The sequence below is a fragment of the Paraburkholderia xenovorans LB400 genome (genome assembly GCF_000013645.1).
Taxonomy (GTDB): Bacteria; Pseudomonadota; Gammaproteobacteria; order Burkholderiales; family Burkholderiaceae; genus Paraburkholderia; species Paraburkholderia xenovorans.
In genome coordinates this window covers 927118-942694 of the sequence record NC_007953.1, presented here as the reverse complement: position 1 = coordinate 942694, position 15577 = coordinate 927118, and the positions used below count along the sequence as shown (strand labels likewise).

General features: G+C 63.1%; 15 protein-coding genes. 8 read left to right on the top strand and 7 right to left on the bottom strand.

Annotated elements, in window-relative coordinates; translation table 11 throughout:
- Positions 1-222: 222 nt before the first annotated feature.
- The 7 genes from BXE_RS40980 (at position 223) to BXE_RS40955 (ending at position 5302) form a co-directional block, all read left to right on the top strand.
- Positions 223-1251: an SMP-30/gluconolactonase/LRE family protein gene (locus BXE_RS40980; RefSeq protein ID WP_011494030.1), complete on the top strand. Its 1029-nt coding sequence runs from the start codon at positions 223-225 to the stop codon at positions 1249-1251.
- Positions 1248-1415 (top strand): antibiotic biosynthesis monooxygenase family protein, encoded by a 168-nt coding sequence (locus tag BXE_RS47025; RefSeq protein ID WP_199577099.1) that lies wholly within the window; start codon positions 1248-1250, stop codon positions 1413-1415. The genes BXE_RS40980 and BXE_RS47025 overlap by 4 nt, the downstream gene beginning before the upstream one ends.
- A gap of 184 nt (positions 1416-1599) precedes the next feature.
- Positions 1600-1860 carry a hypothetical protein gene (locus BXE_RS40970; RefSeq protein ID WP_040123493.1) on the top strand — a complete coding sequence of 87 codons (261 nt, stop codon included), beginning with the start codon at positions 1600-1602 and terminating at the stop codon, positions 1858-1860.
- An 11-nt stretch (positions 1861-1871) separates the two neighbouring features.
- A complete protein-coding gene (locus BXE_RS40965; RefSeq protein WP_011494028.1) occupies positions 1872-3029 on the top strand; it encodes an alpha/beta hydrolase family protein in 1158 nt (385 codons plus the stop codon).
- 47 nt (positions 3030-3076) lie between these two features.
- Complete coding sequence (locus tag BXE_RS46835) at positions 3077-3229, top strand: hypothetical protein (protein WP_158340957.1); 153 nt, start codon at positions 3077-3079, stop codon at positions 3227-3229.
- Positions 3230-3353: 124 nt separating this feature from the next.
- Positions 3354-4349: a fumarylacetoacetate hydrolase family protein gene (locus tag BXE_RS40960; RefSeq protein ID WP_011494027.1), complete on the top strand. Its 996-nt coding sequence runs from the start codon at positions 3354-3356 to the stop codon at positions 4347-4349.
- On the top strand, positions 4346-5302 hold the full coding sequence (locus tag BXE_RS40955) for an NAD-dependent epimerase/dehydratase family protein (protein ID WP_011494026.1): 957 nt from the start codon (positions 4346-4348) through the stop codon (positions 5300-5302). Before BXE_RS40960 ends, BXE_RS40955 begins: the two co-directional genes overlap by 4 nt.
- A gap of 113 nt (positions 5303-5415) precedes the next feature.
- Here the strand turns inward: BXE_RS40955 and BXE_RS40950 are convergent, their stop codons facing one another.
- From BXE_RS40950 to BXE_RS40930, 5 genes are all read right to left on the bottom strand, one after another.
- Positions 5416-6747, bottom strand: a complete 1332-nt coding sequence (locus BXE_RS40950) for an MFS transporter (protein ID WP_011494025.1) — start codon at positions 6745-6747, stop codon at positions 5416-5418.
- Between the two features lie 99 nt (positions 6748-6846).
- Positions 6847-7752 carry an NAD(P)-dependent oxidoreductase gene (locus BXE_RS40945; RefSeq protein WP_011494024.1) on the bottom strand — a complete coding sequence of 302 codons (906 nt, stop codon included), beginning with the start codon at positions 7750-7752 and terminating at the stop codon, positions 6847-6849.
- Positions 7749-9515 carry a dihydroxy-acid dehydratase gene (gene ilvD / locus BXE_RS40940; protein WP_011494023.1) on the bottom strand — a complete coding sequence of 589 codons (1767 nt, stop codon included), beginning with the start codon at positions 9513-9515 and terminating at the stop codon, positions 7749-7751. Before ilvD ends, BXE_RS40945 begins: the two co-directional genes overlap by 4 nt.
- An 85-nt stretch (positions 9516-9600) precedes the next feature.
- Entirely contained in the window at positions 9601-10392 is a 792-nt protein-coding gene (locus BXE_RS40935) for an SDR family NAD(P)-dependent oxidoreductase (protein ID WP_011494022.1), read from the bottom strand.
- Positions 10389-11723 carry an MFS transporter gene (locus tag BXE_RS40930; protein WP_011494021.1) on the bottom strand — a complete coding sequence of 445 codons (1335 nt, stop codon included), beginning with the start codon at positions 11721-11723 and terminating at the stop codon, positions 10389-10391. Before BXE_RS40930 ends, BXE_RS40935 begins: the two co-directional genes overlap by 4 nt.
- A 265-nt stretch (positions 11724-11988) precedes the next feature.
- Between BXE_RS40930 and BXE_RS40925 the strand changes: the two genes are divergently transcribed.
- A complete protein-coding gene (locus BXE_RS40925; RefSeq protein WP_011494020.1) occupies positions 11989-12963 on the top strand; it encodes a LysR family transcriptional regulator in 975 nt (324 codons plus the stop codon).
- A 96-nt stretch (positions 12964-13059) separates the two neighbouring features.
- On the opposite strand, the gene BXE_RS40920 is transcribed toward BXE_RS40925, so the two are convergent.
- Together BXE_RS40920 and BXE_RS40915 are read right to left on the bottom strand one after the other, a co-directional pair.
- Positions 13060-13923 carry an alpha/beta fold hydrolase gene (locus BXE_RS40920; protein WP_011494019.1) on the bottom strand — a complete coding sequence of 288 codons (864 nt, stop codon included), beginning with the start codon at positions 13921-13923 and terminating at the stop codon, positions 13060-13062.
- Positions 13924-13943: 20 nt separating this feature from the next.
- Complete coding sequence (locus BXE_RS40915) at positions 13944-15539, bottom strand: benzoate-CoA ligase family protein (protein ID WP_011494018.1); 1596 nt, start codon at positions 15537-15539, stop codon at positions 13944-13946.
- Positions 15540-15577 lie beyond the last annotated feature (38 nt).

The window sequence follows — 15577 nt, the reverse complement described above, 5'->3', positions numbered from 1 at the left end:
TTCGATGGTTCGTCAATTTTCGGCCCTGGTACGTGTGGAGTCTCTCAGTTGATCTCTCCATTGGGATGAGCGCACGTATGGGTGAAGCTGGGGATGAGGTGCGCGCCGTTGAAGCGTCTTATTGAATTGCTAGAACGGTTTTTCGTTGATCAGGTCGTGGCCCGCTGATTTACGTAACCGGAAGAACGTTTGATCGAATTTTTGTTCGTGAAGGAAATATGTATGCCCAACTCCGTTAATCCGTTGCGTGGCTGGCAGGTCGACCGCCGCGAAATTTCCCGCGTCGGACACGACCTGATGCGGCCGGAGTGCATTCTGGCGGAGCCGGACGGCACGCTATGGACCGCCGATGCGCGTGGCGGGGTGATGCGCATCGCGCCGGACGGCGTGCAAACGCTGATCGCCCAGCAGGATGGATCCCTCCGTGCACCCTCGTCCGACGACACCGCGCAACTGGTGCTCGGCAAGACCTTGCCTAACGGACTCGCATTCGATCGTGAAGGGAACATCGTGATCGCGAACTTCGGTACGGACGCGATCGAACTGATGACGCGCGACGGCCACTCGCGCACGCTCTACGAGAGCATTGACGCCGCTCCGCTCGGTAAGACGAACTTCGTGCTGACTGACTCGAAAGGCCGCATCTGGTTCACCGTTACTACGCGCCAGGTCCCGTGGACCAAGTCCATCAACGAAAAGACTGCTGACGGCTATGTCGGTCTGATTGACGAACGGGGGATCCGCATCGTGGCGGACGGCTTCGTCGGGACCAACGAGATCCGGCTCGACGCCGGCGAAGAGTGGCTGTACGTGGTCGAGACGAACGCGCGACGCATTTCGCGCCTGCGCGTCGGCGACGACGGGTCTCTCACCGAGCGCGAGATCTATGGCCCCGCTGATCTCGGTGGCTTCCCGGACGGCTTCGCATTCGATGCACACGGCAACCTGTGGATTACCCTGATCCTCACGGAGAAGCTGATCGCGCTGACACCGGAGGGCGAAATCCTGACGCTGCTCGACGACGGCAATCCGGAAGCACTGGCGCGCTACGAGGAACATTACCGGCAAGGCACGACGACTCCGGAACTGATGGGCGCATGCCGCGGGACCCTGGCGCCGATGATGGCGAGCATCACCTTTGGCGGCCCGGATCTTCGTACCGTGTACCTGGGCAGCCTGGGCGGCACGACGCTGGCGAGCTTCCGCTCACCTGTGGCAGGCCTGCCGCTCGCACACTGGAGGCGGTCATGATTCTCGAACTCGCGCACTTTCGCATTATCAGTCACGGCAATGACGGGTTCGAAGCAGCCTTCTCCATTGCGCAGGCACTGCTCGTCGCGACGCCGGGCTATCTCGGTCACGAACTGCAGCGTTGCATCGAGGATCCGTGCGAATACCGCCTGCCTGTGCACTGAAACATCGTGGAAGGCCACCTCCACGGTTTTCGTGAATCGCCGCGCTTTGCGCAATGGCGTGCGCTACTTCAACCCTTCTTCGCGGATCCGCCCGCGGTGCTGCACTACGAGCGCGTATCCGCCAATACACCGGCCGCAGTGATCGCCGCTGCGCGACCCGCTACTGACTGAACGGAATACCCACATGCTCGAGCACATCAAAACAGGCCAGAGCGCCCAGGTCAAGGCGGACAACAATGCACAGGTACGCGCGACCGTCGAAAAGATCATCGCAGACATCGAGAAGAACCTCGAGATATCCCCATCGGTCGGTGCTTTTCACGGGCCGTGCATGGAGCAATGGCTAGTGAAAGTGTCGGTGCAGGTCCAGGCGGGCGTAGTGGTTGTACCGTCGGCATTGCCGCGGGCACCGTCGGAACAAGCCAATCAATCATCAAGTGAGTAAAGGACGCGAACATGTTTCAGTACTTTCCGACCAATTATGTATGGAGCCTTTCGGCGATGATCGCGCTCACGCACGGCGGCCAGATAGGGGAGGTGGATCAGATGTGCGCACCGTTGGTCGATGCGGCGCGCGCAGGCAACGACCCCGGCACGCTGGCATTTTTCAACGCATGGAAGAGCGGTGCCGACAAGCTCGCCGAGCTCGCCGAAGAGGACAAGAGCGGCGGCCGCCTGCTGTCTGCGGGGGAGAAACTGGGGCGCGCGGCGCTCTACTACATCATCGCAGAGCGGATGCAGGCGCACGACTTTGACGGCCGCCTTGCGCTATACAAGCATTCGCTCGACGTATTCCTCGAGGGTGTGAGGCTTGCTCGCGAGAACTGCGAGCGAATCGAGATTCCGTATCAGGACCGGCATATCTCGGGTCTTTACGTGCGAGCCGTTGGCGTGCAGGGTCGTGCGCCTGTCGTGGTTGTGATGAACGGTCTCGACAGTACAAAGGAGATGCTGTACCGCAGTTGCATCACCAGCTACCTCTCGCGGCGCGGCGTTGCCGTCCTGCTCGTGGATCAGCCGGGAACCGGCGAGGCACTGCGCTTGCAGAAACTGCACGCGATTCCGCAGACGGAAATATGGGCGTCGAAAATCGTCGACTATCTGCAGGCGCGCACTGACATAGATCCTGTGCGCATCGGCGCGCTTGGCGTATCTCTGGGCGGTTATTACGCGCCTCGCGCGGTTGCGTTCGAACCGCGTTTTGCTGCGGGCGCGGTATGGGGGGCGAATCATGACTGGCGTGAAGTGCAGAAGCGCCGGCTCGCGCGAGAAGGCGAGAACCCGGTGCCGCATTACTGGAAGCACGTGGAATGGGTGTTCGGCGCGAGCGACCTGGACGATTTCATGCAATGTGCCGAAGCGATGCACCTGAACGGGGTCCTCGATCGTATCAAGGTCCCATTCCTTGTCACGCATGGTGAGAACGACAGGCAGATTCCAGTCCAATACGCGCATCAGACCTATGAGCAACTTGCTAACAGTCCGCGGCGTGAATTGAAAATCTTCACGGCACGTGAAGGGGGCGTGGAGCACAGCAGTCTCGACAATCCGACCAATGCGGGAAGTTATATCGCCGACTGGCTCGCCGAGCAGTTGCACGGTACGACCGCCTGACGCGTTACGGGGCGTTTGACTCAATGCGTGCGTTACGCGTCAGCCAGATGGCAGCGATCAAAGCCGTTGAGCCGGTGCACCTGAAAAAAGACATCGCGGCTTCCACGCGACGCGCGATGATTCACGGTGCGGCAGCGGGCAGGACGGCGACGAAGCAGAACTGGCCAGAACCGGGTGTATCCCCGCAGTTTCGCGGGTGACACGCTATCAGGCATCCGTCGCCGGTGGCCGGCTTGCAGCTCACGCATTAGTGGTCGAAGCGACCCCCGAATCCGGCATGGTTACTCAGATGAAATCCGAACAAATTTGATACGGAAGTCTACGATGAAACTCGCATCGCTCACTGCATCCAGTCGCGACGGACAGCTAATCGTCGTGTCCACCGATCTGCGCCGGGCAGTACTTGCCGGGTCTGCCGCTCCGACACTGCGTGCCGCGCTGGATGACTGGCTGGTCTGTCAGCCCGAACTGCAACGGCTGTCGGATGCGCTGAACGCGGACCGCGCAGCCGGCGCCTTCGACTTCGACCCGGCGCAATGCGGCGCGCCGCTTCCGCGGACACATCAATTTGTCGATGCCTCGGCGTTCCTGAATCACGGGCGGATCATGACGGAGGCGTACCAGCTTGCAAACAAGCCTGATACCGTTGTCCCGGTATTGATCCAGCGCCAGGGTGACGATTTTCGTGGGCCATTGGATGATTATGCCTTTCCCACCGAGGACGACCAGTGCGACTTTGAGGGCGAGATTGGTGCGATTCTCGACGATGTCCCGCAAGGTACGGCGACGGCCGACGCACTCTCTCACATAAAGTTGTTCACGCTCTTCAACGACGTGAGCATGCGCGGTCATCTGTTTCGCGAGATGAGCCTTGGCTTTGGTTTCATCCAGGCGAAACCCGCGACGGCCTTTGCCGCCGTCGCCGTGACGCCCGATGAGCTTGGCGACGCGTGGGCGAACGCGCGTGTGAACCTCGATCTGCATGTTCAGCGCAACGGCAAGGCTGTCGGACATCCCAATGGTCGCGAAATGAGCTTCGGTTTTGACCAGTTGATCGCGCATTTTGCCTATAACCGGAATCTTCGCGCCGGCACGATAATCGGCACCGGGACTTTCTCAAATGCTGACTATGCGACAGTCGGCTCCGCGTGTCTGGCGGAACAGCGCGCCATCGAAAGGATCCGCACGGGCGAGTCGACGACACCGTGGATCGGCTTTGGAGAGCGCTTGCGTTTCGAGATGTTTGACGCGCATGGCGCGTCGATATTCGGTGCGATCGACCATCGCTTTGTGCCGGTCAACAAGGAGGTGTCGGGATGAACGTCGTCATTACTGGCGCAAATGGTTTTGTCGGCCGGGCGCTTGCCAGGCGACTGCTTGATGCGCCCGGCACACAGCTGAGCGCTCGCATAACGAAACTCACGCTGGTCGATCTCGGGTTTGACGACACAGTGGGGCGCGCTCCCGGCAATGTCGAGGTGACGCGCATCGCGGGCGATCTGGACGATGCGGCGACGATCGCCGGGGCGCTGTCGGGCGATGTGCATGCGGTATTTCACCTTGCGAGCGTGCCGGGCGGCACCGCCGAAAGGGAGTACGAACTCGGGCGACGGATCAATCTTGATGCTACGCTCGCGTTGCTCGAGCGATTGCGCTCACAGTCGACGCCGCCCCGTTTCGTGTTCGCGAGCAGCGTGGCGGTATACGGGGCAGAACTGCCGGCGCTGATTGACGAGCAGACCCTTCCCGCACCGGCTCTCACCTATGGGGCGCACAAGCTCATCGGCGAGTATCTGGTCGCGGATGCAAGCCGCAAGGGTTGGGTGGAGGGCTGTTCGTTGCGCCTGCCCGGGGTGGTCGCCCGCCCGCAGGGTCCGTCCGGACTGATCTCCGCTTTCATGAGCGACCTGTTCTGGCAACTGCGCGACGGCGAGCCGATCGTGCTGCCGGTCTCGCCCGACGCCACCGCGTGGTGGATCTCGGTTACGCGCTGTGTTGAAAACCTGATTCACGCCGCGACCATCGACCCGTCGCGCCTGAACGCAAACCGCAGCTATGCGCTGCCTGTGCTGCGGCTTTCCATGGCCGGGGTGGTTGACGCGCTCGTGAGGCGGTTTGGCGAAGACCGCCGCGCGCTGGTTAGCCACGCGCCTGTCGAGGCAGTCGAACGGCTATTCGGTGCGTATCCGCCGCTTCTGACACCGGGCGCCGAGGCCTTGGGTTTCCGTCACGATGGCAGCGCGGACACACTGGTTTCCAACGCGATGGTGTAAGGGTCTCGTCCTGAAGTGCTGCTTTGGTTTACATCTCCGGAGCCCGGGTGGATTCGATCTGCCGCCGCTGGCACCCTGCAGTACGATGACTCGTCAATCGCCAAACGAAGGTCTCAGCAGTCGGTTGAAGCGGCAACCATCACCGGATCTCCGATGCGTCCACTCAACGCCTTCAGACCAAAGGACGCCAGAAACGTCAGCACGGCGCACGCCACCATGAAGTAACCGGGCGCGGCGAGGTCGCCGGTACGGCGGATCAACCATGTGCCGATTAGTGGCGCTGTGCCGCTGAAAACCGTAAAGCTCAGATTGAATGCGAGCGCCACGCCACTGAAACGCACGCGCGTCGGAAACATGTCGGCGATGATGCACGCGAACGTGCCGTTAATCAGTGCGGCACCCAGTCCGCCAACGAACATTAGCGCGATCAGATCGATCCGGTGGCTGACCGCCGCGTGATAGAACGGCATGGTCAGCGCGATCAGCAGCACTGCGCCGGCACGCATCAGGTGACGGCGCGCCATACTGTCACCGAGCCGGCCAACCAGCAGAATCCCTATCGAGGCTGTAGCCAGCGCGACATTCTGACCGAGCGCGACCTGCCGCGGATCGTAGTGCAAGACCTTGTCGAGATAGGCGGGCATGTGCGCAAACAGCAAGCCGTTATAAGCGGCGGTCGCGGCGGTGGTCAGGATACCGATCAGTACGGGCCGCCAGTAATCGCGCATGAGTTCGGCGAACGGATGCTTCGCGGTCATGTTTTTCATCTGCGCGAATTCGGGCGTTTCTTCGAGCTTGCGGCGCAGCCAGAAACCCAGCAAGCCGATCGCACCGCCAAAGATAAACGCTATGCGCCAGCCATAAGCGGCCACATCGCCCGGCGCGAGGACCGCGTGTACGCCGAGGTTCACGGCGGCAGCAAGGAGCACACCCGAATTCACGCAAAAAAACACGATCCCGCAGACAAAGCCGGCTCTGCGCGGCACAGTTTCGACCACGTAGGTAATTGAACCCGGCAATTCGCCGCCGAGACAGAAGCCCTGAATCAGGCGCAGCAGCACCATCGTCACGGTGGCGGCAATACCCCAGCTGGCGTAGGTTGGCACCAGTCCCATGCCGATTGTCGATAGCGACACGACGATCACCGAGACGATGAACACGCGCCGCCGTCCGTAGCGATCGCCGAACCAGCTCAGCACGGCGCCGCCGATCGGCCGCGACAGATAGCCGATCGCGAATACGGCAAACGACAGCAACAGCGCCATCATCGGATCGAGCATCGAGAAGAAGGCGTGGCCGATGAACTGGGCGAACACGCCATAGACGACAAAGTCGTAGAACTCCAGCGCGCCGCCCAGACTCGCGAGAATGATGAGCCGCCACTGGCTCGCGCTCAACCTGTCGAATGACGTGCCACGCGCGGTGGCGGGTTCGAGGGTTCGCATCGTGTCTCCTGACGCATGGCTTGTGTGGGTAATCCGGCGCGCCCGCCATGCGGTGCGGCGGCCGGTGTGGGTGCTACTGTGCCGCTGTCCTTCCGTGTCTCAGCGCCAGCCTTCGACCGACACTCGCACGATCTGCGAAATGTCCTCATCGCCCAGCCCCTGTTCCACTGCGTGCGCGAGCCAGCGCCGCACCAGCGAAGCCACGGGCAGGCTCACGCGTGCTTCATCGGCAAGGGCTTCGACGGCATCGAGATCCTTCAGCATCGTGCGGATCGTCCCGGATGCGTGAACCGGCGGTTCGATCATTCTGGGCATCAGTGTTTGTAGCAGCACCGAATCGGCCCAGCCGCCCCGCAAGGCCACGGGCATCCGCGCGGCGTCGATCCCGGCGTGTTGCGCGAGGCGTGTCGCTTCCGCGAGCGCCGCTATGGTCGTCATGACGATGGCCTGATTGGCCAGCTTGGTCGCCTGTCCCGCGCCGCTGTCGCCCATGCGGGTGACCCGCGCGGCGTATGCGCCGATGACGGAGGCGACCGATTCGATTGCCTCCTCCGAGCCGCCTGCCATAACCGCCAGCGTGCCAGTTGCCGCGCCCGCCGTGCCGCCGGAAACGGGCGCATCGAGCCAGTTGCCGCCTGTCAGCGCATGCCAGCGTTGGGCAAAGGCGATGGTCTGCGACGGCGCGAGCGTCGAATGGTCGACTAGCGTGGCACCACGCCGCGCGCGGGTGGCGAGCCCTTCCGCTTCGAACGCGACGGCTTCGACCGCGGCAGCATCGGCGAGGCATAGCATCACGATGTCGGAAGCCTCGGCGAGTTCGGCAGGCGACCTGCATGCGATGCAGCGCGTCCCGGTTGCGCCGCCGCCCGACGCCGCCGCCAGCGCCGCAGCCTTCTCGTACGAGCGATTCCACACACGCACGCTTTGCCCCGCTTCAATGAGACGGCGCGCCATCGGCAGCCCCATCCGGCCGAGGCCGCAGAAACCGACAGGCCGGGCGCTCACGCGGCGGCTCCGTCGTCGCCATGCGTCGGCGCATCGTAGGGCCAATCGAGATTGCCCGAATGCGTGACCGCCCCGAGATGCGCAGGCCGCACCAGCGCCTCGTACTTCTCCAGCACGCCGGCGAGCCGGCGCCTTGGCCTCGCCGGCAGATCCGCACGGCGTCGCGCGAGTTCGTCGTCGGATAGCTCGACGCGCAGCGTTCCCGCGCGCGCATCGATCTGCACCCGATCACCATCGCGCAGCAGCGCAATCGGACCGCCCACCGCCGCTTCCGGTCCGACATAACCGATACACATGCCGCGCGTCGCCCCCGAAAAGCGTCCATCGGTCAGCAGCGCGACTTTCTCGCCCATGCCTTGTCCGTAGATCGCCGCGGTCACGCTGAGCATCTCCCGCATGCCGGGACCGCCCTTCGGCCCTTCGTTGCGGATCACGAGGACGTCGCCTTCGCGATAATCGCGTGCAGCGACCACCGCCATGCAGTCTTCCTCGCATTCGAAGATGCGCGTCTTACCTGAGAAGGTCAGCGCTTTGAGCCCGGCGATTTTCAGGCACGCACCGTCCGGTGCGAGATTGCCGCGCAGGATCACGAGGCCGCCGTTCTCGCCGAGCGGTTCATCGCATGAACGCACCACCGTGCCATCGGGACCGGCGTAGCCGCGCAACGCGTCTTCCAGCGTGAGGCCGTCGAGCGTGAGGGCGTCGCCATGCAGATAGCCACCGGCCAGCAACGCGTTGAGCACCGCCGGCACGCCGCCCGCATGATGCAGGTCCTGCGCGAGATAGCGGCCGCCGGGCTGCAGGTCGCCGATCAGCGGAATGCGCGCGAACACGCGCTGCACGTCGTCGAGCGTGAAGCGGATGCCGGCTTCATGCGCGATCGCCGGAATGTGCAGCGCGGCGTTGGTCGAGCCGCCCGTCGCGGCAACGGCGGCGCAGGCATTCTCCAGGCTTTTCAGCGTAACCAGATCGCGTGGCAGCGGGGCGCCTTCCTTGAGCGTGCGCATCACCGTTTCGCCAGCGCGCCGCGCAATCGCAATGCGTTCGCTATAGACGGCCGGCACCATCGCCGAGCCGAGCGGGGCGAGTCCCAGCGCTTCCGCGACCATCGCCATGGTGTTCGCGGTGAACTGGCCGGGACATGAGCCGGCGGTCGGCGTGCACTGCTTTTCGATGGCGTCGAGCTGCGCGCGGGTGATGTCGCCGCGCTGCGCGGTGCCCACCGCTTCGATGGTCGTGAGGATCGTTGCCTGGCGTTGCTGGCCCGTGCCGCCTCCGCCGGGGATCTGCCCGGGCGCCACGCCCGGCAGCATCGCGCCGCCGAACAGGAACGCGCCGGGCACGTTGACGCGAACCATGCCCATCAGGATGCCGGGCAGCGTCTTGTCGCAGCCGGCCACGCCGATCAGCGCATCGTAGGCATGGGCACGCACGAACAGCTCGACGCTGTCCGCGACGATCTCGCGCGATACAAGGCTCATGCGCATCCCCGAATGATTCATCGAGGTACCGTCCGACACCGAGATCGCCGAGCCGCGAATCGGTATGCCGCCGCCAGCGGCAACGCCGAGACGTGCGTTATCGGACACCTGGTTCAGCGACATCGAACACGGCGTGTTCTCGCCAAACGTATCGACGATCGCGACGAACGGCTTTTGCATCGACGCATCGTCGAGGCCTGTCGCGCGCAGAAAGGCACGGTGCGGCGCACGCGTCACACCATCGGTCACCATGCGGGAGCGGTGTTTATGCAGATTGGTCATGGGTGGGGTTTCGCTTTTATGTGAAAGGCCTGGTACTGTGAGAGCGGAGCAGGCAGCGGCGGCGCAAACTGCGCTCGCCTGACCGTCATGCGCCGCCCAGCAGCAGGCCGTTTTCCGCCGCGATCACCTGCCCCGTGATTGCCGGGGCGTGTGCCGTGAGGAACCACGCCAGTTCGGCGATTTCCGCGGGCCGGGAAACGCGTTTGAGCGGCGCGCTCTCCGTCATCCGGGACAGCACGCCGTCGTAGGCGGCGGCGTCGAGCACACGCAGCAGCAAGCCGTCATCAACCATACCGGGTGCGAGGGCGTTCACCCGAATGTGCGGCGCGAGATTGCGCGCCAGCGACAGCGTCAACGTGTTCACCGCGCCTTTCGAAGCCGCATACGCGATCGACGAACCCGTGCCGTTCAACCCCGCCAGCGACGACACGTTGACCACACTGGTACTGCGCGTCGCGCTCGCTGATTCGCGCAGCAGCGGTACGGCCGCCCGCGTCATCTGGTAAAGGCCGATCAGATTCACGCGATAGACACGCTCGAATTCGAAGTCGTCGATCTGATCGAAGGCATTGTGCGGAATCACGCGGGTGGTGCCCGCGCAATTGATCAGCGCATCGATCCGCTGCCAGCGGCTCGCGACCATATCGACCGCGTGCCGGCAGTCGGCATCCTTGCCGACGTCCGCGTCGAAGATCAGTGTCTGTGCGCCCGCGTCGCGGCACAACGCCTCGACCGTCGACGCCGCGTCGCGCGTGCTGTCGTCGAAGTTGCCGATGGCGACCGACCAGCCCGCCTGTGCGAAGCGCAGCGCGGTCGCCGCGCCAATGCCGGAAGCCGAACCCGTAATCACGCAGACGGGCGTGCTGGATTGCGTCATTTGAACGTCCTTTGGGAAGTGCGATGAGAAGGCATGAACAGCACGATCGCCGCGCCGACCACCAGTGCGCAGGCAATCGCCAGCATGCCGGGAAGCAGTTTGCCGCCGCTCAGATCGGCCAGCCGTCCGACAATGAACGGGCTGACAAAGCCCGCCAGATTGCCGGTGCAGTTGATGACCGCCAGACCGGCGGCCGCGCCGGCACCGCCGAGCAGCGCAGTAGGAATGCCCCAGAACACGGGCGCAATCGAGTTGATCCCGATCGCGGCGACGACCAGCGCGGCGATCGAGACGGTCACGTTGGCGGCGCACAGCACGGATGCGAGGAGGCCGGCCGCACCGATCACGCAGCAGAGCGCGACGTGTACGCGTCGCTCGTTGCGGCGGTCGGCATGGCGCGCGATCCAGATCATCGCGATCACGCTGACGAGCGACGGCACCGCCGATAGCAAGCCGATATTGCCGATGCTCGCGACGCCGCTCGCCTTGATGATCGTGGGCACCCAGAAAGCCAGCCCATAGTTGCCCATCGCAATGCAGAAATACAGCAGACCCAGCAACCACACCTGCACGCTGGCAAACGCGCCGCGCGCCGAGGTGTGGGTGCGCGTCAGCGCGTCGCGGGCGAGGTCGGCGGCGATCCGCGATTTTTCTTCGGCGTTCAGCCAACGCACGTCGGCGAACCTGTCGGTCAGCACGAAGAATGCGGCGACGCCCACCACCAGCGAGCCGAGCCCTTCGACCAGAAACAGCCAGCGCCAGCCCGCGATACCGTGGACGCCGGCTAGATGCGCCATCAGCCAGCCGGACAGCGGACCGCCTATCGCACCTGACACCGGAATCGCCGCCATGAACAGCGCGATGATCTGCGAGCGTCGCTGTGACGGGAACCAGTTCGACAGATACAGCACGACGCCGGGAAAGAACCCGGCTTCAGCGATACCCAGCAGAAAGCGCAGCAGGTAAAACGAGCTTGCGTCGGTGACGAACACCGTGAGGCTCGACACCACCGCCCACGTCACCATGATCCGGGCGATCCAGAGCCGCGCGCCGACGCGGTGGAGGATGAGATTGCTCGGCACTTCGAAGATGAAGTACCCAACGAAGAAAATCCCGGCGCCTGCGCCATAGACGGTCTCGCTCAGCGACAGGTCGGCAAGCATTTGCAGCTTCGCGAAGCTGACGTTCACGCGGTCGATGTAGGCGACCACGAACGCCAGAAAGAGGAACGGCACGATGCGCCGCGTAAGCTTGCCGTAGAGTGCGGCATCGGCCGGATCGTCGAGCTCCTTGCCGATGGCAAGGCCATTTCCGTATGAATCAGTGTTCATATCTGTCTTGTTCGTGCCGCCGGCACGATGTCTCCGTTGTCGTCTCGCCTTGCACCGCGTATTGTGCGGCGGACGCTTTCTTGTGGGTAGCGTGAAAGCTTCTCCCGCCTGAGACTGGTGCTGACTGATTGCGGCGTCGCCATAGGCTGCATGGCGTCCAGCGTTTCAAGATTAGCGATGCGGCAGCCATTGCTGCAAATCACGAATTAGGCGAAAGTTATAACCATCTAGTTATGTCATCCGTTGATTCTGGGGAAAACCCTATATGTCAAACAGCGATCCAATCGAGCGATTTTTTCGGAGCGGTCTGAAATTGCCGCATCTGCGGATTCTCGTGAGCCTTGCCGATCTTGGTCAGGTTACGCGGGTGGCCGCGGCATTTCATGTCACGCAGCCCGCCATTTCAAAGCAGATCGCGGAGATCGAAGACGCGCTCGGTGTCGCGGTGGTGAACCGTGTGGGCAATGCACTGGAGTTAACCGGTATCGGTCAGGTAATCGTCTCGTGCGGACGGGAAGTGCTGCGCCATATCGAACTGGCCAAACGCGACGTGAGTGCGCTGGCGTCGGGTACGGCGGGGCATGTCCGGGTCGGAGCGGTCGTCACCATTCCCGAACCGCTGATTGCCAACTCAGTGCAACTGTTCATCCGGCGCGCGCCATCCGCTTCGCTCTCCTTTGCCGAATCGACGCTGGACCGGCTGATCAGGATGATGGACGACGGCGAACTCGACATCGCGCTTGGCCGCAACCGCATTGCCGGCGCAAACAGCGCCCAGTCCACGCTAAAGCAGGAAATACTGCACCGCGAGCCGTTCGTGTTCGTTGCGGGAGCGCATCATCCGCTGGGCGATCCCGATCGGCCGACGACATGGGCGGACTTACGTGGATGTCGCTGGATCACGCCAATGCATGGCTCGCCCGCTTACGCTACGCTGGTCGAGGCCCTCGCGGTGCACGATCTAACCCCTGACCCCGGCGCGGTCGAATCGAGTTCGCTGGCGTTGAACGTCGCGCTGATCCGCAGCGGCGACTTCGTGTCGATCCTGCCGATGTCCGTCGCGCGACCTCAGGTGATGCGCGGCAACATGCGCGTGTTGCCGTTGCCACCGCTGCAGCCGCTGGGGGAAATCGTCGCCTATTGGCGGCTGGGTTCGACGACGCCGGCCGCACAGTTATTCAATGCGTGCCTGAAGGAGGTTTCCAGCGATCTGCTCGGCGAACGCATTGAAGCCGGTTGAAAAAGGTGGACCCGGATTCAACTGGTTTGCTGATGCGGGCCGTTACGCCTGCTGTCCGAACAAGTGTGAGATGAGATGGACCAGGAAACCGGATTGTCAATCGAGGCGCGCCATGGTGCCATGGCTCGTAGCAGCGACGGATCTGATCACAGTGATGATTGCGCGGTTCAACGCCTCGGGCGCATCGCGATGTGGAGAGTGTCCGCAAGCATCCAGCTTTACCAATTGTGTATGCGGCACCTGTTCTGCGATCGCCTCGATCTGCGCCATGGTGCCGTAATGATCGTCATGACCCTGAACAGCAAGTAACGGGCAGCGGATTGCCCGTAAGGTGTCGACGATATTCCACGTCCTGAACGCCGGATTCAGCCAGATGTCGTTCCAGCCATAGAACGCCGAATCGACGTCGGCGTGATAGCGGCTGAGTTTTTCGCGCAAACCGGCTTGCTCATAGGCTACCTTCGCCTGCGCGATACTTTCGACCGAAATGTCCTCGACGAATACGTGCGGGGCGATCGCCACGGCGCCGGCCAGCTCGCCGGGAAAAGAGGACGCGTAAAGCAGAGCGATTGACCCGCCATCGCTATGGCCGATCACCCACATCCGCGAACGCTCGGCACTATCGACGCCAAGCGTGTCCAGCAAGGCCGGCAACACGTCGCGCGCCTGGACGGTCATGAAATCCACCGGCCATTTCGTGTCGTGAGGTCGCGCTGTCGAGCGTCCGTAGCCCGGCCGTGAATAGACGAGGCCACGCATGCCGAGCTGGTCGCACAGCGTCTGCGGCCAGTCTCGCCACATCGCGATCGAGCCGAGTCCCTCGTGCAGGAACACGGCAACGGGTGCAGCGCTGAGTTCGGGATTGAGCCACTGGTATTCGATGTTCAGCGGATCACGTGTGGCAGTAGCAGGGAGCACAGCCAGTTCGCTATCGGTTGCCGTTGTTGCAGGATTGTGCATGAACCACCTCGTTAGCCAGCTCAAAGCTGTTCGCGCAGTTTGAAGCGTTGAATCTTGCCGGTTGCCGTTTTCGGCAGATCGTCGACAAATACAATATCGCGCGGGTATTTGTGCGGCGCGAGCCGCCCTTTGACGAACGCCTTCAGTTCGTCCGCCAATGCGTCAGACGCCACGAACTCGCCTTTCAGCGCGACGAAGGCGCGTGTCTTCACGAGACCGCCGTGATCGACGCCGACGACGGCCGCTTCGAGTACCGCATCGTGTTGCACGAGCACCATTTCCACTTCCACCGGCGAGACGTACTGCCCACTCACCTTCAGCATGTCGTCGCTGCGTCCCGCGTAGACATAGCAGCCGTTTGGCAGCCGGCGATACTTGTCGCCGCTCCGGATCCATTCGCCGAGGAAAGTTGCGCGCGACTTCTCGCGATTGCTCCAGTACATCAACGCGGCGCTAGGTCCCTTGATATAAAGATCGCCCACTTCGCCGTCAGCTACCGCATGTCCGCTCTCGTCGCGCAGTTCAACCTCGTAGCCGGGCACCGGAGTGCCCGTCGTGCCGTATTCGACACTGCCGGCGCGATTGGACAGGAAAATATGCAGCATCTCGGTCGAACCGATGCCATCGAGAATCTCCGCGCCGAAGCGCGCGGTGAAGCGCTCGCCGATTTCGCGCGGCAGCGCTTCGCCCGCCGACGTACAGATGCGCAGCGCGAGGTCCTCGCGCGCGGGGACATTGGGCGAGGCCAGCATGCTCGCATAGAGCGTGGGCACGCCGTAGAAAACGGTGGGTTTGTGCCGGGTGAGACGCGCGAAAATCGCGTCGGGGGTAGGGCGTTCGGCCATCAGCACCGCAGTTGCTCCGACCGAAAGCGGGAAGGTCAGTCCGTTGCCCAGTCCATACGCAAAGAACAGCTTGGCGGCGGAAAACACCACATCCTGTTCGACGATGCCGAGGATCGCCTTCGCGTACAGTTCAGCGGTCCAGTACAGGTTCGCATGAGTATGCACGGTGCCCTTGGGCTTGCCCGTCGAGCCCGACGAATACAACCAGAACGCGATATCGTCGCAGCCGCTCGCAACAGCTTTGGGCGCGGGCGTGGCCGCATCGATGAGTTCGCTCAGGAGCGGTACGTGGGTCTTACTACTGGCCGTCTGCGCTACGATCAACTGGCAGCCATCATGGTCGGCGACGGCAAGCGCTTCTTCGACCGCGGGTAGCACCGCGCTCGAAGCGATGATGACGCGAGCGTGGCTATGCGTGAGCATGTAGACATAGTCCGGCGCGCCGAGCAGCGTGTTGGCGACCACCGGGACGACGCCGGCATACAGCGCGCCGAGAAACGCGATTGGCAATTCGACGGAGTCCTGCATCACCAGCAGTACACGTTCTTCCGCGTGCACGCCGAGCGTGCGTAGCACAGCGGCGAAGCGGCGGCCCTTTTCTTCGAGTTGTCCGTAGGTAGTGACGCCGCGGTCGTCGATGTACGCGGGCTTGCCGGCACGTGTCTCGTTGAGGCGGAACAGGTGCGCGGCGAAATTGAATTGCGCCGGCGGCGGCTCGGCCGTCAAGGCGGGCTCGGGCTGACTGGCAGGCGATTCCAGCAGGGCTTCCATGTGTCTCCTCCATCGGGTGAGGCGGTCGCCCGGCTCAC